This window comes from Trichormus variabilis 0441 (assembly GCF_009856605.1).
Lineage (GTDB): Bacteria > Cyanobacteriota > Cyanobacteriia > Cyanobacteriales > Nostocaceae > Trichormus > Trichormus variabilis.
The window spans coordinates 1110265-1130455 of record NZ_CP047242.1 but is presented as its reverse complement, the minus strand read 5'-3'; the positions used below and the strand labels follow the sequence as shown (position 1 = coordinate 1130455).

General features: G+C 41.1%; 21 protein-coding genes. 12 read left to right on the top strand and 9 right to left on the bottom strand.

All coding sequences use genetic code 11. From position 1 onward, the window contains the following. Positions 1–6: 6 nt before the first annotated feature. Positions 7–888 (top strand): UTP--glucose-1-phosphate uridylyltransferase, encoded by an 882-nt coding sequence (locus tag GSQ19_RS04420; RefSeq protein ID WP_011321583.1) that lies wholly within the window; start codon positions 7–9, stop codon positions 886–888. A gap of 95 nt (positions 889–983) precedes the next feature. Here the strand turns inward: GSQ19_RS04420 and GSQ19_RS04415 are convergent, their stop codons facing one another. Next, entirely contained in the window at positions 984–2069 is a 1086-nt protein-coding gene (locus GSQ19_RS04415; RefSeq protein ID WP_011321582.1) for a S66 peptidase family protein, read from the bottom strand. 384 nt (positions 2070–2453) lie between these two features. Between GSQ19_RS04415 and recA the strand changes: the two genes are divergently transcribed. Continuing rightward, the gene (gene recA / locus GSQ19_RS04410; RefSeq protein WP_011321581.1) at positions 2454–3530 is read left to right on the top strand and encodes a recombinase RecA; all 1077 of its coding nucleotides are present in this window, start codon (positions 2454–2456) and stop codon (positions 3528–3530) included. 369 nt (positions 3531–3899) lie between these two features. Here the strand turns inward: recA and GSQ19_RS04405 are convergent, their stop codons facing one another. Beyond that, positions 3900–4604 (bottom strand): FHA domain-containing protein, encoded by a 705-nt coding sequence (locus GSQ19_RS04405; protein WP_011321580.1) that lies wholly within the window; start codon positions 4602–4604, stop codon positions 3900–3902. A gap of 342 nt (positions 4605–4946) precedes the next feature. After that, the gene (locus tag GSQ19_RS04400) at positions 4947–6521 is read right to left on the bottom strand and encodes a serine/threonine-protein kinase (RefSeq protein ID WP_011321579.1); all 1575 of its coding nucleotides are present in this window, start codon (positions 6519–6521) and stop codon (positions 4947–4949) included. Positions 6522–6952: 431 nt separating this feature from the next. Here GSQ19_RS04400 and GSQ19_RS04395 point away from each other — a divergent pair, with 431 nt between their 5' ends. Beyond that, positions 6953–7426: a hypothetical protein gene (locus GSQ19_RS04395; RefSeq protein ID WP_236577845.1), complete on the top strand. Its 474-nt coding sequence runs from the start codon at positions 6953–6955 to the stop codon at positions 7424–7426. A gap of 92 nt (positions 7427–7518) precedes the next feature. Here GSQ19_RS04395 and GSQ19_RS30505 read toward each other — a convergent pair whose 3' ends face one another. Beyond that, positions 7519–7752: a hypothetical protein gene (locus tag GSQ19_RS30505; RefSeq protein WP_011321577.1), complete on the bottom strand. Its 234-nt coding sequence runs from the start codon at positions 7750–7752 to the stop codon at positions 7519–7521. 10 nt (positions 7753–7762) lie between these two features. Next, positions 7763–9061 carry a glutamate-1-semialdehyde 2,1-aminomutase gene (gene hemL, locus GSQ19_RS04385; RefSeq protein WP_011321576.1) on the bottom strand — a complete coding sequence of 433 codons (1299 nt, stop codon included), beginning with the start codon at positions 9059–9061 and terminating at the stop codon, positions 7763–7765. Positions 9062–9170: 109 nt separating this feature from the next. Between hemL and GSQ19_RS04380 the strand changes: the two genes are divergently transcribed. Both GSQ19_RS04380 and hisIE read left to right on the top strand, forming a co-directional pair. Continuing rightward, a complete protein-coding gene (locus GSQ19_RS04380) occupies positions 9171–9365 on the top strand; it encodes a ChaB family protein (RefSeq protein WP_011321575.1) in 195 nt (64 codons plus the stop codon). 88 nt (positions 9366–9453) lie between these two features. Continuing rightward, positions 9454–10104 (top strand): bifunctional phosphoribosyl-AMP cyclohydrolase/phosphoribosyl-ATP diphosphatase HisIE, encoded by a 651-nt coding sequence (hisIE, locus tag GSQ19_RS04375; RefSeq protein ID WP_011321574.1) that lies wholly within the window; start codon positions 9454–9456, stop codon positions 10102–10104. A 50-nt stretch (positions 10105–10154) separates the two neighbouring features. Here hisIE and GSQ19_RS04370 read toward each other — a convergent pair whose 3' ends face one another. Next, positions 10155–11414: an MFS transporter gene (locus GSQ19_RS04370; RefSeq protein ID WP_011321573.1), complete on the bottom strand. Its 1260-nt coding sequence runs from the start codon at positions 11412–11414 to the stop codon at positions 10155–10157. A 447-nt stretch (positions 11415–11861) separates the two neighbouring features. Between GSQ19_RS04370 and GSQ19_RS04365 the strand changes: the two genes are divergently transcribed. After that, a complete protein-coding gene (locus tag GSQ19_RS04365) occupies positions 11862–12059 on the top strand; it encodes a DUF2811 domain-containing protein (RefSeq protein WP_010997412.1) in 198 nt (65 codons plus the stop codon). 421 nt (positions 12060–12480) lie between these two features. Here the strand turns inward: GSQ19_RS04365 and GSQ19_RS04360 are convergent, their stop codons facing one another. Further along, entirely contained in the window at positions 12481–13197 is a 717-nt protein-coding gene (locus GSQ19_RS04360; RefSeq protein ID WP_011321571.1) for a response regulator transcription factor, read from the bottom strand. A gap of 659 nt (positions 13198–13856) precedes the next feature. Between GSQ19_RS04360 and GSQ19_RS04355 the strand changes: the two genes are divergently transcribed. Then, positions 13857–14483: a CPP1-like family protein gene (locus GSQ19_RS04355; RefSeq protein WP_011321570.1), complete on the top strand. Its 627-nt coding sequence runs from the start codon at positions 13857–13859 to the stop codon at positions 14481–14483. A gap of 78 nt (positions 14484–14561) precedes the next feature. Here the strand turns inward: GSQ19_RS04355 and GSQ19_RS04350 are convergent, their stop codons facing one another. Beyond that, positions 14562–15257 (bottom strand): HAD family hydrolase, encoded by a 696-nt coding sequence (locus tag GSQ19_RS04350; RefSeq protein WP_011321569.1) that lies wholly within the window; start codon positions 15255–15257, stop codon positions 14562–14564. A gap of 201 nt (positions 15258–15458) precedes the next feature. Between GSQ19_RS04350 and ccmP the strand changes: the two genes are divergently transcribed. The 5 genes from ccmP (at position 15459) to GSQ19_RS04325 (ending at position 19163) form a co-directional block, all read left to right on the top strand. Next, a complete protein-coding gene (ccmP, locus tag GSQ19_RS04345; protein ID WP_011321568.1) occupies positions 15459–16100 on the top strand; it encodes a beta-carboxysome protein CcmP in 642 nt (213 codons plus the stop codon). A 10-nt stretch (positions 16101–16110) separates the two neighbouring features. After that, positions 16111–16917: a pentapeptide repeat-containing protein gene (locus GSQ19_RS04340; RefSeq protein WP_011321567.1), complete on the top strand. Its 807-nt coding sequence runs from the start codon at positions 16111–16113 to the stop codon at positions 16915–16917. Positions 16918–17459: 542 nt separating this feature from the next. Continuing rightward, complete coding sequence (locus GSQ19_RS04335) at positions 17460–18122, top strand: cadmium resistance transporter (protein ID WP_011321566.1); 663 nt, start codon at positions 17460–17462, stop codon at positions 18120–18122. 317 nt (positions 18123–18439) lie between these two features. Continuing rightward, the gene (locus tag GSQ19_RS04330; RefSeq protein ID WP_041456512.1) at positions 18440–18877 is read left to right on the top strand and encodes a DUF6918 family protein; all 438 of its coding nucleotides are present in this window, start codon (positions 18440–18442) and stop codon (positions 18875–18877) included. 79 nt (positions 18878–18956) lie between these two features. Beyond that, positions 18957–19163 carry an RNA-binding S4 domain-containing protein gene (locus GSQ19_RS04325; RefSeq protein ID WP_011321564.1) on the top strand — a complete coding sequence of 69 codons (207 nt, stop codon included), beginning with the start codon at positions 18957–18959 and terminating at the stop codon, positions 19161–19163. Positions 19164–19181: 18 nt separating this feature from the next. Here GSQ19_RS04325 and GSQ19_RS04320 read toward each other — a convergent pair whose 3' ends face one another. Further along, the gene (locus GSQ19_RS04320; RefSeq protein ID WP_011321563.1) at positions 19182–20165 is read right to left on the bottom strand and encodes an SDR family NAD(P)-dependent oxidoreductase; all 984 of its coding nucleotides are present in this window, start codon (positions 20163–20165) and stop codon (positions 19182–19184) included. Between the last annotated feature and the right edge of the window lie 26 nt (positions 20166–20191).

Genomic DNA, 20191 nt, shown 5'->3' with positions numbered 1-20191 from the left:
TAATTTATGCAAATTCATAAAGTAAGAAAAGCCGTGATTCCGGCTGCTGGTTTTGGTACTAGATTATTTCCAGCTACTAAAGTTGTGAAAAAAGAACTATTCCCAATTATTGATCAAGATGGTAGAGCAAAGCCTGTAATTTTAGCCATTGTGGAAGAAGCTATTAATGCAGGAATCACAGAAATTGGTATTGTTGTACAGCCTGATGATATAGGAGTTTTTGCTGATTTATTTAAAAATCCACCCGCGCCAGAACTTTTACAGAAACTTTCGCCACACAATCAAGAATATAGTCAATACTTGCAAGAGTTGGGACAGAAAGTTGTTTTGTTGACACAATCAGAACAAGAAGGTTATGGCCACGCAGTGTTTTGTGCCAAAGATTGGGTAGGGAATGAACCGTTTTTATTAATGTTGGGTGATCATGTTTATAAATCCGACATAAAAAAAACTTGCGCGCAACAAGTTGTAGAGATTTACGCACAAGTTCATCAAAGTGTTGTTGGCTTAACTACTATGCCAGCAGCGATAATTAACAAAGCTGGATGTGTTACAGGATTGTGGCAAGAGTTTAATTCCATTTTGGAACTAACGCAACTTGCAGAAAAACCCAGTATTGATTATGCGCGTGAGCATTTGCGGGTAGAATATATGGCAGAAGATGAGTTTTTATGTGTTTTTGGTTTGTATGTCCTCACACCAAAAATCTTTGATTTTCTAGAAGAAAGTATAAACCAAAATTTACGCGATCGCGGTGAATTTCAATTAACAACTTGTTTAGATAAATTGTGTCAAGCAGAAGGGATGACAGGATATGTGATGCAAGGGCAATGTTTTGATACGGGGCTACCAAATACTTATCGCCAGACATTGATTGATTTTATATAGCTTGCGTTTGAACATCTGTACATTTGTGTTCATTGTAGAAAATACTGTTTAATTCGTACTATAAATAGTATCAATTAATTACAAGTTAGCATTTTTCAATTGACCGCCGCCTCTAATAATTCTATTGTTCCAGCATCAGCGTCGATTTCCACATTTGCGCCAATTGGTAAGATAAATTTATCTTGAATATGACCAATCATTGCACCATACCAAGAGGGTATTTTTAAAGGAGTGATATGGTCTTGTAATACTTCTATTAACGTCTGAGATTTTTCATTAGTTGGCTTACAGTCAGTACATTGACCAAAGATAAAACCGGAAATTCGATATAGTATTCCAGCATTTTTTAACTGCGTCAACATCCTATCTACGCGATAAACATCCTCGTTCACATCTTCCAAAAATAAAATTCTATTTTGCCAACCAGGTAAATAGGGTGAACCAACCATTGCAGATAAAACTGACAAATTACCGCCTACAAGTTGACCTTGCGCTTTTCCTGGTGTGATTGTTTGTACTTTTCCCTCAGGAGAATCGGTATTTTCTAATGTTACTGCTTCTGCATTAAATAAAATACGCTTCAGGTACTCCAGCATAAAGGGTGTCCAGGTGGATGTAGCCACAGGCCCGTGAAAAGTGAGAATGCGACTACGGGCATTAATCGCTAATAACAAAGAAGTAATATCGCTATAACCCATGAGAATTTTGGCATGGGAACGAATTAAGGGGTAATTGAGTAAGGGTAAAATCCGATTGCAACCCCAACCCCCACGCATAGCCAGAATTGCTTGAACCGAATCATCTACAAACATATCATTTACATCTTGGGCGCGGTCAGCATCTCTACCTGCTAAATAACCATAACGGTCTAAAATATGTCTTCCCACCTTAGCTTTTAATCCCAAATTAGTCAGATGTTGCTGGACTACTTCTATATATCGAGGTTCAAAAGTACCAGCCGGCGCAATTAACCCCACCGTATCGCCTACTTGTAAGCGTTGTGGCTTGATGATAGTGTTTGACAATGACCGAGCGTTGCTCGTACTCCTCCGGAGACGCAAGCTAGGTGTAGTGTCTTGTAGAGAAGACCATTGCTCACCTTGAGCAGTAAGTAGAGGAATCTGAGTAGCTACAGTAGCTAATCCGCAAGTTTTCAGAAATTGCCGACGCTTGATATTCATGAAGGGAGTTTAACTTACAAAGGCGCACAGGAAAAAAGTATTAATGAAAACTTTAGTTGTCGGTCTAACGCCCACTAATATAAAAAGTTTGTGTCCGGATGGGAAGCATGAGAGACAAAACTGGGGAGTAGGGAATAAGGAGTGGTGAGACAATTCAGTCATCAGGATGGAGTAGCATACTGTTCAGTAGCGCCAGTAAAAATTTTGGCAAGTACATGAAGATATTTCTGATCGCACCTGCGGAATATTGGGTTACGATCTTGTCAAAGTTACTTTTTAATTTGAGAAGCCCTATACTAGAATTTTCCGGCTAAAATAGTATATCTGTTCTACTCAAACTCCAAACCCCACACTCCTTAAATCCATACATTTTTAGAGGCAGTAATGGCTATCAATACCGATACTTCAGGCAAGCAAAAAGCGCTAACAATGGTACTCAACCAGATTGAGCGCAGCTTCGGTAAAGGAGCAATCATGCGCCTGGGCGATGCTACCCGGATGCGGGTAGAAACGATTTCCACAGGAGCGCTCACCTTGGATTTAGCATTGGGTGGCGGTTTGCCCAAGGGGCGGGTGATTGAGATTTATGGCCCGGAAAGTTCCGGTAAAACAACAGTAGCACTCCACGCGATCGCCGAAGTACAAAAAGAAGGCGGAATTGCTGCTTTTGTGGATGCTGAACACGCCCTTGACCCCACCTACGCCTCAGCCTTAGGTGTAGATATTCAAAACTTGCTGGTCTCCCAACCAGACACAGGTGAATCCGCGTTGGAAATTGTTGATCAGCTGGTACGCTCCGCCGCCGTTGATATTGTAGTTATTGACTCAGTAGCAGCGTTGGTTCCCCGTGCAGAAATCGAAGGCGATATGGGTGATGCCCATGTTGGTTTACAAGCGAGATTAATGAGCCAAGCTCTACGTAAAATTACTGGCAATATTGGTAAATCTGGTTGTACAGTAATTTTCATTAACCAGTTGCGGCAAAAAATTGGTGTTACCTACGGTAGCCCGGAAACAACCACTGGTGGTAACGCCTTAAAGTTCTATGCTTCAGTGCGTTTAGATATTCGTCGGATTCAAACCTTGAAAAAAGGTACTGATGAATTTGGTAACCGAGTTAAAGTTAAAGTTGCGAAAAATAAAGTTGCACCGCCTTTTAGAATTGCGGAATTTGACATTATTTTTGGTAAAGGTGTTTCCACTCTAGGTTGTTTAGTAGATTTAGCTGAAGAAACTGGTATCTTACTCCGTAAGGGAGCATGGTATAGTTACAATGGCGATAATATTTCTCAAGGTCGAGATAACGCTATCAAGTATCTGGAAGAAAAACCAGAATTTGCTGAACAGATTAAACAACAAGTGCGTGAAAAATTGGACAAGGGCGCTGTTGTTTCTGCAAACTCGGTAGCCAAAGCTAACGAAGAAGATGAAGAAGATGTTGACTTAGACGAGGAAGAATAATATTGATAGTGTGATGAACTAGGTAAATATCATTCCTTAAACTACGTAATCACACTACCGCAATCCGCAACTATCTATAAAATGATATGATTCATCTGAAGATTACTCCATATGGGGTAATCTTTTAATTTATGGATTTTTTAATAAAACAGGACTTACGCAACTTGTATATTAGTAGGGTGTGTCAGACAGATCAGATGTTGTCAATAAACAAGTTTTTGATATCTGACGCATCCTGCACGACATACATTATGTAACACTTATGTAAGTTCTATGAAACTGAAATAAATTCCTATTCTAAATTATAAGTAAAGGGATGATTGGTGAAACAAAACCAGATTGTCTTAATCTTGTTTCACCAGAATCAAATTATATCTGTCTCTGAAAAAAACAGTCTAAAATCTCCGATTTATGCTCAGGCTTTAAATCCTGATGTTCATATTTTAAACTTTCTAGAGAATCAGTCCCTATGAAAATTTGTACGGTATCTTCTGAGTTTTCACTTCGATGGTTCTGTGTTTGAGGTATCGTTGGCTTCAGAAAATCTGTTGTTACTGTTGGTAGAAGACGGCGGCTATAATTCAAGAAGAAATTAAACGTTAAACTTCCTAAGCGTATAATATCACCATCTTTAAGTCTCACAGGCTGATATATTTGCTCTCCATTGACAAAAGAACCATTTGTACTATTGAAATCAATTAAATAAAAGCCTTGATTGTCAATATATTGAACTGCCGCATGGTGACGAGACAACAGTTTATCGTAGGTGGAAATACCATTATTGCGATCGCGCCCTATCGTCCAAGTTAACTGTGGTTGCTGTAGGGTTTGTGTTTGATTATTACATAAGTTGGTAATCACATATATAGCTGATTCATCGATTACCCCTTGTATATAGTAAGGTTTTGCATTAGCCCAGGATGACTGAGATAGATTGTCTAATTGAAGGATATCATTCAAAAGATGACTATGCTGTTCATACAGAGAAATAAATATCTGATATAAACTTAAGCGCCGTTCTATATCCTGGTTTTTTAACTGGAATCCTATGCCTCTATCTTGGTCTTTTAACATATGTTAATAGGAAATTTCGGCTAATTATATGTGATTTCAGGAAATGGTCAGAGGAGTTTATATCTTCTCTTCAGCTACTTTGTGTAACCAGACATTTCATCAGCTTAATGTGTCTTTATCTATTGTATTCTATTGCAAATAAACTTATTATGACTCATTAATTAAGATTAATCCAATTATTTTCTCTAGCTATGAGAATTTATGATTCAATGCTGATTTATATTCAATTTTTTTAGAAGTTATTGGCATTGAAAAATCTAAATTCTAACGTGATATCTTGGACAAAAGATATGATTCATAAAAATCAATAGGAACCAAAATTCGCTGTCCTAAATTTTCCAGTTACAATAAACCTCTTTTACCATTAGGACGTATCGTCATCCAGTTAGTTTTCGCCAATGCTAGTTGCTCATCAGTAATTTTTGCACCTGTAAGATTAGCACCACACAAATTAGTGCCACGAAGATTAGCATTACTGAGATAGGCATGACTCAGGTCTGCACCACGTAGGTCTGCTCCTTCTAAATCGGCATGATTGAAATAAGCTTTACTTAAATTAGCGTCTTTAAGGTTGGCGCGTGTCAGGCTAGCTCTGCCAAAATCACTGTTATGAAGGTTTGCTCCTTGGAGATTAGTGCTTTGTAGCTGAGCTGAATGAAAATTTGTTTCTGATAAGTCAACTCCTTGGAGATTAAGGAAATTTAAATTATGAAGAGCAAAGTCGCGTCTCCCTTTAAGATAAGCTTTTATTAAAGTTTGGCTATCTAGTCTACGTCCAGCTTTGGATTGTTGAGTTGGCAATCCGTTACCATTACTGTTGCTATTAGGTAATATGGCTAGCTTGGCTGCTGCATCTTTAGCTCTTCTGGCTCTAATTGCGGCGGCTACCTGTGCTACACCACCTACACTAGTCGCTGCGACAGGAGAACTGCTAGATAAAACCGCAGAATTTTCTGGACGTTGGGATGTTTGCTCTTTCTCTGATTTCACTAGCAATCCCTGAGCCAAACTTTCCAAATATGGCTCGATTTCCAAGGCTTTAAGTACATCTGTGGCTGATTGGTAACGACTGCGTACTGATACTTCCAACATCTTCCGCAGCACACCAATCAGGTGGTCACTTACTTGTACCAAATGTTCCCACATGACTTCACCTGTTGTGGGATTGTAATCTAAATCTTTAGGTGTTTTACCTGTTAATAGATATACACACGTTACCCCCAAGGCATAGATATCGCTGGCATAAACTGGACGCATTGCCATTTGCTCTGGAGGTGCAAAACCAGGAGTGCCAATTGCATAGGCCGTTAGTGCTGTGTTTGCCGATTGGTTTGTAATTGCTTGGCTGACTTGGTTTTTGACCGCACCAAAGTCAATCAATACCATTCTGGCATCTTGAGAACGGCGAATTAAGTTGGCTGGTTTGATATCACGGTGAATTACTTTATGCTCATGGATGTATTGCAGTAACGGCAAAATTTCACTTAAAAATTGCTTTACACCTGCTTCGCTCAGAGTGCCATTAAGTTTGACTTCCTGTTGAAGAGTGGAACCACTGATATATTCCTGAACTAGGTAGAATTGTTCTTGCTCTTCAAAGTAGTCTAGCAATCGTGGTACTTGGGGATGATTGCCAATTGTGCCTAAGGTTTTGGCTTCTCGCTCAAATAGTTCTCGCGCCATCTGCAAAACGTGTGGTGCTGTTCCTGAAGGACGTAATTGTTTAATTACACAACTTGGTTCCCCTGGCAATATTTGATCATGGGCTAAAAAGGTTGCACCGAAGCCACCCTGACCCAATGGTTTCAGCACCCGATAGCGATCGCGCAACAGTAGCCGTGAGCCACAAGCCTCACACCTTTGGCTATATGCTACATTTTCTGGATTTGGACAGGTAGGATTAATGCAGTAGCTCATGCACTGTCAACTCGCTGCACGAATAAATAATAGAAAGCGTTATGCTCTGTTTCAATTATTGAGATATAAAATCAACTCTTACTAGGTAATTTTTGCTGGAACTCCTTTAAAGAATTCCTAAAGTTGTACCTGGGTTACGTAAAGCGATTCTCATCATTGAATGATTTATTATACTTATGCTAACAAATAGTGTCGAGACTAAATATTTTCCCGTGGAACTTTTTAAGAATTGAGATTTCTCTTTTTTATACATAAATGTATTTTAAAATTTGATTTTTTCAGTCATTCTACTCAAGATTATTTGCAATAAGATGAGTAAATCAGTAATACTAACTAGAAATACTATCTTTTAGCCTTTGATGCGTTGGCAATTGGAGTAGTAAGCTATACTGAAAATTCCAAAAATAGCCATAAAAAGGATGGAGGTTAGGGTGTTTGATTATCTTTTTTTGATAGCCTCTATTACACTGACATCTTTGCCCAAAACTGAATCACCCATCCAAACAACCATTATGGTGCAAAATACCCAACAACCTGCTCTAAGTTTGAATGTTAATCTTTTAGAGGTATATGAAACATTGATACCACCTCCTGGTGCGGTAGAAAATTACCCAGTTGGTCACGCTGTTGTCAGGTTGAGACTAGAGAATTCGACGCTCAATCATCTAAATATCAACGCGCAGAAAGTCGAACTTAAACAAGCAGATAATAATAAAATTTTGATTTCTCAGGTAGTGCAACCATTTAATTTAGCTGGACTACAAATTTTTGAACAAGGCTTTTATTTAACTAATGCTCAAGGCTTTAGTGGTGCAAAAAAAGTTAAAGCTGTATTCACCTATGAATTTCATGGTAAGAGCTATAGTGTAGAGTCTCCCATACTGGATGTTGTACCGACTCTTTGAATTGCTGAGAGTGTCCAAACGTATTATATAACCTAAAATTATTACATTTTATTAAGCAATACTTGAACATTTGTTCAGATATTGTAGTGTAATCACAAGTGAAAACGGAGGAAATAATTATGACAACCGTAACTCAAATGAAATGTGCCTGTCCGAGTTGCTTGTGTATCATTTCCGTAGAAGATGCCATCAATAAAGAGGGTAAATACTATTGTTCTGAAGGCTGTGCCGAAGGTCACAAAACTATAAAAGGCTGTAACCATAATGGCTGTGGCTGTTAAAAAGTTCTGATTTTTGAGTGCTGAGTTATGATACTCAGCACTCATTACTTAGTATTTAGATACTAGATAGCACTTCGCGGGCGATCGCAATTGTCTGGTCAATATCTTCGTCAGTGTGAGCTAAAGATGTAAAGCCAGCCTCAAATTGGGAAGGTGCTAAATAAACACCCCGCTCTAACATACCGCGATGGAAGCGACCAAATTTAGCTGTGTCAGAATTTTTGGCATCTTCATAGTTATGCACAGGGCCAGAGGTAAAGAATAAGCCGAACATGGCGCTAATATGACCACCGCAAGCTGCATGACCTGTTTCCTGGGCAACTTGCAGTAACCCATCTGCTAACTTTTTAGTAATCCGCTCTAGATACTCATAAGCACCGGGCTTTTGCAATAACTCCAGAGTTTTAATCCCGGCTGTCATGGCTAAAGGATTACCAGAAAGCGTTCCTGCTTGATACACGGGACCCGCAGGCGCAATCATTGACATAATATCCCGACGACCACCATAAGCACCCACGGGTAATCCACCACCGATAACTTTCCCTAAAGTCGTCAAATCGGGTGTAACGCCAAACTTTTCTTGAGCGCCACCATAAGCAATACGGAAACCAGTCATCACTTCATCAAACACGAGTAAAGCTCCATGTTCGTGAGTTAGTTCCCGTAGTCCTTCCAAAAAGCCGGCATCAGGAGTAATAAACCCAGCATTACCAACAACTGGTTCGAGAATGACACCAGCGATTTGATCGCGGTTTTCTGCAAATAATGCCTTAACAGCTTCGAGGTCATTGTATGGGGCTGTGAGAGTGCTGCTGGTTGCGGATTTTGGCACACCTGGGGAATCGGGTAAACCTAGTGTGGCTACACCAGAGCCGGCTTTGACCAGAAACATATCAGCGTGTCCGTGGTAACAGCCTTCAAACTTGATGACTTTCTCCCGGTTAGTAAAAGCTCGCATCAGCCGCAATACAGCCATACAAGCTTCTGTCCCTGAGTTGACGAATCGTACCATTTCGATGCTGGGAACAGCAGCGATGACCATTTCCGCCAAAACATTTTCCAAGAATGAAGGCGCACCAAAACTAGTACCTTTTTCTAAAGCTTCATGCAACGCCCCGATGACATCTGGATGAGCATGACCGCAAATGGCAGGCCCCCAAGTGCCTACATAGTCAATGTATTGGTTGCCATCTACATCCCAGATGTATGCACCCTTTACATGATCAAATACGATGGGTTGCCCCCCTACAGATTTAAAAGCGCGCACAGGGGAGCTGACACCACCTGGCATCAGGTTTTGGGCGGCAGCGAAGATTTCTTGTGATTTTGTGGTTTTAATAGTGGTATTTACCAAGGGTCTCTCCTAACAATGGGCAACGAAAAAAAGCTCTATCTCAGGATAGGGTTAAAAATCGCCTAGAACTTCTATCGTATAAAATAAGCAGAACCAAAAAAATAACAATATGTTATACAAGTCCAACGAAGACTTGCCTTTAGAAGTCCGCTCTCAACTATCGCAGTCCCATCAAGACCTTTATCGAGCAGCTTTTAACTCGGCAATCCATTGGTATGGAGAAGTTGCCAAAGCTCATCACGTTGCCTTAAGTGCTGTCAGGATGCAGTCGGCTATGGATAGGACTGTTGTTTTACAAGGATGAAAAAATATTACTCGAAAAAATCATGCCAGCTGCTCTATACAGAATGGTATCGTGAAACCATGAATCATTCTCATTAAATTTAGCTGGTATGTCCTTCATCGATTCACACTCACCACAAAATGTTGTCCCCGTCGAAGAAATCCGCTACGATGAACGGGGTTTAGTGCCAGCAATTGTGCAAGATTATTTGGATGGCACAGTCCTCATGATGGCGTGGATGAATCGAGAGTCTTTACAAAAGACTTTAGATACAGGGGAAACTTGGTTTTGGAGTCGTTCCCGACAGGAATTATGGCATAAGGGCGGAACTTCTGGCCATACCCAAAAGGTACAAAGTATACGTTATGACTGTGACAGTGATGCGCTGCTAGTTGGGGTGGAGCAAATTGGAGATATTGCTTGCCATACTGGTGAACGTAGTTGCTTCCATCAGGTGGAAGGGAAAATCGTGGCCCCGCCAGGGGATACGTTATCTCAGGTATTTCAGGTAATTTGCGATCGCCAAAATCACCCCAGCGAAAGTTCCTATACCAGCAAGTTATTTGCAGGCGGCGATAATAAGATTTTAAAGAAGATTGGTGAGGAATCGGCTGAAGTAGTGATGGCTTGTAAGGATGATGACCAAGAGGCGATCGCTGGTGAGGTGGCAGATTTGCTATACCACACTTTGGTGGCTTTAGCTCACCATCAAGTAGATATCAAGGCAGTTTATCGGAAGTTACAAGAACGTAGGCGTTAGGGATTGGGGACTGGGGATTGGGAGATGACAAAGAACGAAAATTAACTTTTCTACTGGCCATTCCCCAAAACATGATTGAGGTATTGCAGGATTGTCAGGGCGATCGCTACACTCAAGACAAAACCTAACCATAGGTTTTGGGTAATTGCTTGGGGTTGATCTAATGCCCAACCACCAAGAGGGGAACCGATAAAGGAACCAGCAGCCCAGCAAAGGGAGTTAATGGAGAAATACACCCCACGTTGTGATTCTGGGCTTAAGTCGCTGACTAGAGAGGCAGCAGAGGGTGTGTAGGAAACACCTGCTATGGCAAATATGGCTAAGGCTAAGATCACCCAAATCAATTGGTGGGATGAGGTGGTGCTGGTAATCCAAATAAGACTAAAACCAATTGCCCAAAACACAGCCGAAATAGTCAGCGCTAGGGTATGGGAAGAGCGCTTGAGAATACTGGTCACAGGCATTTGACAAATGATAGCCAACACAAGATGCCAAGCAAATAAGGCGCTAATAGTAGCTTCATCAAATCCTTTCCCTGTTTCTCCCAGATTGAGGAAGTTTTTTAAGTAGATGGGGAGAACATTGTGTATTTGCGAAATATAAATGGTGAAGAAGACATTGACTGCGATATATGTCAGGAAACGGCGATCGCTTAATGCTGCTATCCAAACCGTAAACTGTTGTTGTGCTGGTGCAGTTGTGGATGAACCAGGTTCTTTGATTGCGAGATAAACCACGGCAAAAAACACCATAAAAGAAATGGCATCAACGATGAATAGCCAACGGTAATTTTGAGCGATCGTGATCAACACCCCAGCTAATACGGAGCCTATGGCTAATCCTAGATGATCTGCTAGTCGAGTCAGCGCAAAAGCTTCTCGACGATGCTCTACTTGGCTACTGTCGGCGACAATCGCTTCCGTTGCTGGCCAGTAAATACCCATACCTAATCCGTAAATTAGATTACCAATTATCAGGGTGGTGAAATTAGTAATTGTTGCCAACACTAAAGACCCCATTGCCAAAACTGCCATTGCTAGCAACAAAGTTCGACGACGACCCCACTTAGGAGAATCAGTTAAGGAACCACCCAAAATTCTGCCAAAAAAACCAGAAGTAGCCGCACTTGCCAAGCCAAAACCAACCGCAGTTGCAGATAAACCCACTTGGTTAACAAAAAATATGGGGGCGTAAAACACAGTGAAGCCTGAACCAACTTCTGATAGGAATCTGGCGATCACTAAAACCCAAATTTGGGGATGTATCGGAGATAACCACGCTGATAGTTGGGACGGTAGCGCAATTTTCATCGGATTAATTGTTATCAAAAGATAATTTTTTTGTAATTCTTATCATTCGGTGAAATTTTCCTCACCGATTCCACAGGATTTCCACAGGGATTTTCATAGTTTTCCACAGATGGTTTACGAGGCAATAGGCTGTTGCTGTCTTACTGGGGATTTTTAACTTACGTGTTTAATAATTGGTAGGGACTGAGTTTTTATTAATTAATGTAACAAAAATTCACCTTTGATCCTGATTGTTGCGTCCAGGTCTGTTTTTTATACAACCGTTTTTAACATTTCGCAGCATTGACAAACCCACCCCCTCATATCGCACAATGATTCGACCTGGGTTTGTAGTTTGTTCAACCGTTGACATCAAGACCAAAAATCGATGTCTGTCGGATGGTTATCTGCAACTAGCTAACTACAAGCAATCTATCCCCCTGACTGACCTCAAAGAAGGAAAATGTTATGAACTCGACAGTTAGTATTTTTACAGAAATCCCTGAAACTCTCCATGATTCTCTGAAAAATTACTTAGAAACACATCCTGATTGGGATCAAAATCGTGTCTTAACGGCAGCACTGTCATTGTTTTTACTACAAAACGGAGATAGCGATCGCCGTGCTGCCCGTGTTTACTTAGAAACTTTATTTCATCACTGCTAAGTAGAAATGTCTCGTACCGATTTGCCACAAACAGCTAATGTACCAGGCATTCTCAAGTGCTGGTACGGACGGTACTATGATTACTTATTCCTGTCATGGATACGCTATATCGTGTCCATGAGAATTTTTTTATTTAAATCAACCGTCTCCTAGTAGTTCACCAACCCAAAATTGCTAGGTTAAGGTAAGCAGGGGGAGCAGAGATAATAAGGAGACTGTTTTTGCTCCTATTAACCTTGCAAAGTTGAATTGCCAGACTACTAGCGCAGGCTTTTGGTTGTTTACATAAAAATATCGCTCATACACTGACTTCATTGCACGTCTTTGAGCGATTTTATTAACTTAGTTTTTAATTATACGAAGAAAATATCTAGTCTAAGTGTAAAAATAATTATTTAAACCTAGACTATGAGCCACATATTTAAGCATTGGTTTCCACCTGTGAATGAGTGGGACATTCAAATTTATACCCTACCCCGCGCACAGTCTGAATCAATGCTGGTTGGCTAGCGTCCACTTCAATTTTCTTGCGAATTTGACCGATATGTACGTCTACAACTCGCTGGTCGCCTACATATTCGTAGTCCCAGACCTCTTGAATTAGTTCGGCGCGTCGCCACACTCGGCCAGGATGGCTGGCTAAGAAATGTAACAGATCAAATTCTAGAGCAGTTAAGGGTACAGCTTGGCTGTTAAGTGTCACTTCTCGCCGTACAGGGTCAATCATCAGTTTTTCAAATGTTAACCGTTTCTGTTCTGCGGTGGTGACAACGCGCTGTCTTCTTAAAATAGCTCCGACCCTGACTTCTAGTTCTCCCAGACCAAAGGGTTTGGTGAGGTAGTCATCAGCACCTTTAGCAAAGCCGCGAATCTTGTCAGCTTCATCTGCACGGCTAGTTAGCATCAGAACAAAAACACCATTACGACTTTGCATCTCTTGGCAGAGGTTAAACCCAATGACATCTGGTAAATTGACATCCAAAATTACCAAATCTGGGTTAAATTGCTCAAATAGAGATAAGGCTGTCTTACCATCTTCGGCAGCCTCCACCTGATAGTTTTGCTTTATCAAAAAGCGTTGGATTAAATTCCGAACCGCAGGGTCGTCATCAACTACAAGAATCTTGGCAGGAGCCATGACCATCACTTTGCACAAAAATTAATAAGATTAACAGCAGTATGGCGTAAAAACGCAGTTTCTACTTGGGAATATTTAAGAAACTACAAAACTCAGGATAAAATTTCCTGATGATCCACATAACAATGTAATCACATTGCAGCATAACGACATCAGGAAGAGTTTAGTAGTAATCCCTAGATTAGTAGGGAATGACTTTTATTCTCAACTTTGATGTTGCGTCATCTTTGGGTTTTAGCCACAGCAGTGTGTTTTTAAGTTTAGTGGAAATTTAAAACTTTTCAATTTTAAATCTTTATCTGGATTGATACTACTACTGAATCTAGTGGCTCAATCATGAAAACGCCTTTAGGGAACTGTAAATTGCCAAATCTGAAAGATAAAAGTTATTTTTTTCATAAAAATAGCTCTTAGGTATCCCTAGCTCAAATTCTAGAGTAGAGCCAGAATTGGTCAACGACATGAGGGGATACACGGAGTTATGGCAATATGTTAAAGTTACTATAGTTAAAATTTACGGGTTAATCTAACTAAGCCGTGCTAATATCCTGGTAGGGCATAAAATACCGTCGATACTTTTGTTATCGATCAAAATAAAACCTAAAATTGTTTCCTTCGATCAAAGACTGCCCCTGACTAAGGCTGAAGTATAAACTCCCATGAGCGATCAAAGTCCCTACGAAAAACTTGGGGTATCAGAAGATGCTAGCTTTGATGAGATTCAGGACGCTCGCAATCGCCTATTTGAACAATATAGTGGCGATAGCAAGAGTGTAGAAATCATTGAGGCTGCCTACGATGCGATTTTAATGGATCGTTTGAGGATGCGCCAAGAAGGTAAAATCAAGGTTCCTGAACGTATCCGCTTTCCAGAGTTAAGAGTCCAATCGGCTCCCAAAGAAAACTTAACACCCCGCGAGCAGTCCCCTGCATGGCTGCAAAAAATATTAGATCAGCCTTCAGGGACAGACGTACTTTTGCCAGGGGTTTGGTTTTTGGGTTTGAGTGCTATTAGTGTTTTTTATCCAGCCGCAGGCGATCAAGTTTTGCAGTTGGCCTTGGTAATTGGGGTGGGAACTAGTATTTTCTTTCTCAATCGCAAAGAAGGCAGATTTGGTAGAGCAGTGTTGTTCACTCTTGTAGGTCTGATTATAGGCTTAATTACTGGTGGACTGATTGCTAATTTACTATTGCCGCAAATACCAGCCATCAGTTTCACTGCAAATCAGTTTTCAACGGTACTGACTTTTATATTATTGTGGTTGATTAGCAGTTTTCTACGCTAACTCGGTTCAGATTTGCAAGAAAAACAACCCGAATATTTCCAAATCTGACCCCTTCCTGGATAGGTAGGGGTTTTTAATTTAGATTTTCACAACCGAAGATTCTAAAATAATATCTACAGCAGCACTCAGATTCTGCACAATTAAATCAGGGTGATATTGTTGTAATTGAGTGCGATCGCGGATACCAGATTCTACAGCAATCACCTTAACACCATGTTGTTTCGCCGCCGTAATGTCGGCTTCTGTATCTCCCACCATCCAAGTATCAGCTGCGGGTGGTAATTCGGCTAATGCTCTTTGCATTAACAGAGGTTTATCGTCAATGTCACGGGTTTTCACATAGTCGTTACTGAGACAATAACAGCGATTTTCTGGGAAGAATTGACCTAAATCATATTTTTGGAAAGCATAGTCTAGTTCCCAAACTCGACGCATGGTCATGACGACTAAATCCACCCCAACTTGTTGCACCTTTAACAAAACGTCTAAAGCGCCAGGGATAGGAATGTCATACTGAAAGTAAGGTTCTGTATGCACTGTTTGACGGCGCAATTGAGAAAATTCTTGTGCTTGCACTGCATCTAAACCAGAAATTAGGGCAATTTCTTTTTCCGGAACGTGCTGACGCTTCATCTGCCAAAATTCTGCTTTAGATAATTGCCGTACTGGCTGGCCTGGATGTTGGGTTTTCTGTAAACAGAATAGGTACACACGGTAGTACCTTTCGGAAACATCCATAATTGGGCCGTCGAAGTCAGTAATTAGTCTCAGCATCGCCGCAGCTAAATATTAATTAATATGAACATTATTGTAGCTTTTGTGATGAATTAATATCAAAATACTCAGTAGTTAAAGTAATTAATGCGTGTAATTCCTGGGATGATTCTGAAAGGTAGTACTAGCCTTATGGTAGTTTTAAGTTACATTCATATATTGCGAAATATTACTTTAACCTCATGACTGGAGAGCATCACCTTGGGAATAGAACTACGCAGTTTCGTATTTCTCGACAGCCTGCAACCACAACACGCGGCCTATATAGGAACAGTAGCCCAAGGTTTCTTGCCATTACCAGGAGATACATCACTGTGGATTGAAATCTCTCCTGGTATCGAGATTAATAAAATTACCGATATAGCCCTCAAAGCCGCCTCTGTCCGCCCTGGAGTACAAGTAGTTGAGAGACTATACGGTCTATTGGAAGTACATTCAGGCTCCCAAGGCGAAACGCGGGCTGCTGGTCAAGCGATTTTGGCAGCTCTTGGAGTCAAAAGAGAAGAGTGTATTAAACCGCGAATTGTTTCCAGCCAGATTATCAGGAATATAGATGCTTACCAAACCCAACTGATCAACCGGACGCGACGAGGACAGCTACTACTAGCCGGACAGACTCTATATGTATTAGAGGTTGAGCCTGCTGCTTATGCTGCTCTAGCCGCTAATGAAGCCGAGAAAGCAGCTTCAATTAACATTCTAGAAGTTCAAGCTGTCGGTAGTTTTGGCAGGTTGTATTTAGGTGGGCAAGAAAGGGATATTCTCGCAGGTGCGGCGGGAGCGAGAGCAGCCATAGAAAGCGTAGCTGGCCGGAGCAATTCCCCAAGTGGTCGCCAGGAGTAAAGGAGAGACAATGGCAAATCTAGAGCATCTAGCTTTATTACGAGCAGGTGCAGTGAGATGGATTGAGTGGAGACAAGAAAATCCGCAAATTGAACCAGACCTCAGCACCGCAAACTTACAAGAAAATAACCTCAGGGGCGCAAATCTCGAAGGTACTAACTTAAGCCGAGTGGACTTAAGTCATGCTCTGCTTGTACGTGCTAACCTCAGTGGTGCTGACCTCAGTAGCGCCAACCTCTATCAAGCAAAAATCAGTGAAGCTAACTTGAGTGCAGCTAATTTTAGTGTGGCTAACTTGAGTCAATCGATACTTACACAAGCAGATTTAAGCCATGCTCATTTCATTGGTGCTGATTTTAGTGGAGCCAATCTCCGGGGTGCTATTGTGGCGGAGGCTAACTTAATTGGTACTGACTTCAGTAGTGCTGATTTGAGAGATGCTGATTTGGCTGGAGCAAAGCTCATCCGCTCTAACCTTTGTTTTGCGAATCTTATCGCTGCTAATCTCATTGCGGCCGATTTCAGCGAGGCAAATCTATATCAAGCAGAAGTGATGGGAGCTTACCTTTACAAAGCCAACTTCTACAAAGCTAATCTACATAAAGCACATCTAGGAGGTGCATACCTATTCCGGGCAAATTTAACCGCAGCTGACTTGAGAGGCGCTGACTTAGCCTGGGCTAATCTCACCAGTGCTAATTTAGCTGGGGCTAATCTGAGTGGGGCTAATCTTAGAGGGGCTAATTTGAAAGGTGCTAACCTTAATGGAGTCAATCTTCAAGAAACAATTATGCCTGACTCTTCCAGGCATGATTAGTTTAAAACAACTAGTACAGCAAGTTGTTGACAATCGATGAGAAGCCTATTCTATAGGCTTTTTGACTTTTATCGCTTCCTTTCTTCCGTAAGGGTAAGCTTAATCGCCGCATATTCTTACTGGCAATACTAGCTAATACCAATTCAATTAATGACTGCAACACATCCTTGGGTGAAGACGCGATAAATCGCGTCTCTACAGATGGTTGATTTGTCGCATTCTTTTTTCAAATTGGTATAATTTGTCCCAATTGCAGGCTTGACTTAAGAAATAAAAACCCCAAATTTTACTAGCATGAAAAGCTCAATCTGTCTAACATAAAAAGTTAAAGTATTAGTTATTGTTTTCTGATAAATTAATTTGTACGCAATATTACACCAAATTGATAAAAGTGTGAAAAACGAGTAGATAATTACAAAAAATACTAAGTTACTGTTGGCAAATAATGGCAATTGGCACGGTGAATTTAGAGTAATCACTCTCCCGCCTAGCCTTCGGCGAAGTCATAGGCTACTGCCTTTTTTAATTTTTAATAATTTAGCATGAATCAGCTAGTAACGGCTTTTACGGAAAGTCTGGTTGCCTTTGCAGCCACAAATATCGATGATATTATTATTTTACTGCTACTGTTCTCACAGGTAGATGCGAATTTTCGGCGATCGCATATTTGGGTCGGTCATTTCCTTGGTTTTTCAATTATCATTTTAGCTAGCTTGCCAGGTTTTTTTGGTGGCTTATTTGTGCAGCGAGAATTCATAGGATTATTAGGAATTTTACCTATAATAATTGGCATCAAACAATTAGTTACAAAAGAGCAGGAAAATACCCAAATTCAAGCTGTAACTACAGATTTAAAAGGGTCTTCACCTGCTCATCCTATATTAGCTTTTATATGTAGTATTTTGCATCCTCAAGTATATAAGGTGGCAGCAGTAACTGTTGCTAACGGCGGTGACAATATTAGTATTTATATTCCTTTATTTGCTGGACAAAATCTGGTGACATTGGGAGTGATTTTAGGGGTATTTTTTTTCATGGTTGGCATCTGGTGTGTTACTGCTGATCTTTTAAGTCGTCAAGCCCCTATCGCTTATGTTTTAAGCCTTCATGGCAAAACTTTTATACCTTTTATCTTGATTGCGTTGGGTTTATTTATTATGTATGAAAGAGGCACATTTAGTTTACTAATGAGTATAAAAATTTAGGATTTTTTGGATATAAACGTGAGTTCAATAAATTTGGAAGAATCTTTCTCCATAGCTTGCTACTCTACGAGTTCTCCGCAGGAGTACCCGCAGGGTATCTTTCACCGATGCGGGGAGAGGCTTAAAACCCTGATTTTTTGGTACTCAATTAGAGATTTTGAGCAGCCTTCCCTGGCGTGGAAGTCTTTGGGGTTAGGTTCCGTCGAACTTAAGTTAAGTGATCACCAATCTGATAGTATTTTCTGTAATTTCCTGCTCAGTAGGAAAAATAATTGAATTAACATCAAGTACTTTGATACCGAACAAAGAGGAGTGAAATGGGACTTAGTGACGGACTCTTGAACCCAGAGAAAAAGGCTCTGGTTGTGGAGGATTGCTGCAATATGATAGAAGCACAACTCGCTTCCAAGTCGGGCATAAGCGGTATAACCTTGAAGACTGCTTTTGCCGCACTGAAGGGGATCAAGCCTGGATATATACCCCATGTAGTGGAGCAGCTCCTACCACAGTGTTTTGAGGCGCTTGATCCGATTTGGAGTGAGGGTGTGCAGAAGGGCGATGCCGTTGGGTATTTGGTGGAGAGTCGCTCTCGTACTGCTGATGCACTACTTAGCATTACGGATGCTAGGGTCAAGGACTCGAAGCGGCAAATTGTGCGGGGAACTTATGATAAATTTCGTGGTTCTGCCAAGCAACACGTAGAGGAAGCAGTGCCAGATTTTGCTAAATTAATTGATAAATACACAAAGGCTTAAAAACTTAGGTGTTGTATATTTGTGGGATGGGTGTTTGCACCTGTCCTCGTTTTTTAGGGATAAATTAATTCTAATCAGCATGATTAAACTAGATCAGTTTTTGAAGTTAGTCGGTATAGCTCCGACTGGAGGGCAAGCCAAGCTGATGATTATGGATGGTGATGTCAAAGTTAATGGTGCGGTTGAAACTCGACGGGGACGAAAATTAGTATTAAGCGATCGCGTGACGGTGGCGGGACAAGTTTTTGAGGTTGGAGACGTAATATCAAGTCCGGCTAATGAATAAAGCTAATAGTCAACAGGTTTAAGTCTTAGGTGATTTGAGGACACTTAGTAATAGTATTGACCAAGGGATTTTAATATCTGGTATGAGCCAGGAATGCTTTCTTAATGCGGGTAATACTAAGGGTATGAGAAAACGTAGAGAGCGGAGTGACACAGGTAAATTGCCTTCTTGATCTACAAGACGATATTGTTTTGCTAGTTCCGCAACAACTTGGACGCGTCCTGTACGATTAATGACATTTGTCTGGGAAGCGAGTTTAGCTATCACTCTACCTGTGAGTAGGGGAGTTTCCCAATTGTAACGCTCCGCCAACGCCGAAATTTTTCCGTCATTTGTGTGATTGTCGCTCATTTCTGAGGCGAGGCGGGAAAAAAGTTCAGTGCCAACAATACCTGGCCAGATGGAGAGGGAGGTTATATTATAAGGTTGCAATTCTACTGCCATATCAGCCGCTAGGCGATCGCATCCTGCCTTACCTGTGCCATAAGCTGCACCGAATAGATAAGCCATCCCGCCCCAGGAGGAAATCGTACAGATCAATCCCTGTTGGCGTTTGGACATCATTTGGGCAGCATAAACACTGGCTATATAGTGGCTACGCAACCCAACATTGTTACAAGCATCCCAGAGATTGGGTGCATTCTCCCAAAAGGGTTTTCCCTGAGCATTGGTTAATGCTTGCACTCCGGAGTAAGCATTGTTAACTAATAAATCAAGCTGTCCGTTTTGTTCGTTTTGGATACGTTCAAAGAGTAAACGTACCTGCTCGTCGTTGCTGTGGTCTACTTGTACGGGAATACATATACCACCGGCTTCTTCAACGGCTCTTTTAGTGTCATTAAGACTACCTGAAACATCGTTGCTAGAAGTTGAGTTACTATCCAGTCTACGTCCGGTAATGTAGACAATTGCCCCAGCTTCACCGAGTCCTATAGCAATTCCCTTACCAAGACCGCGTGTAGCGCCAGTAACTAGGGACACTTTCCCCTCTAGGAGTTTCATATTGTTTGTTGACGATTGACAGTTGA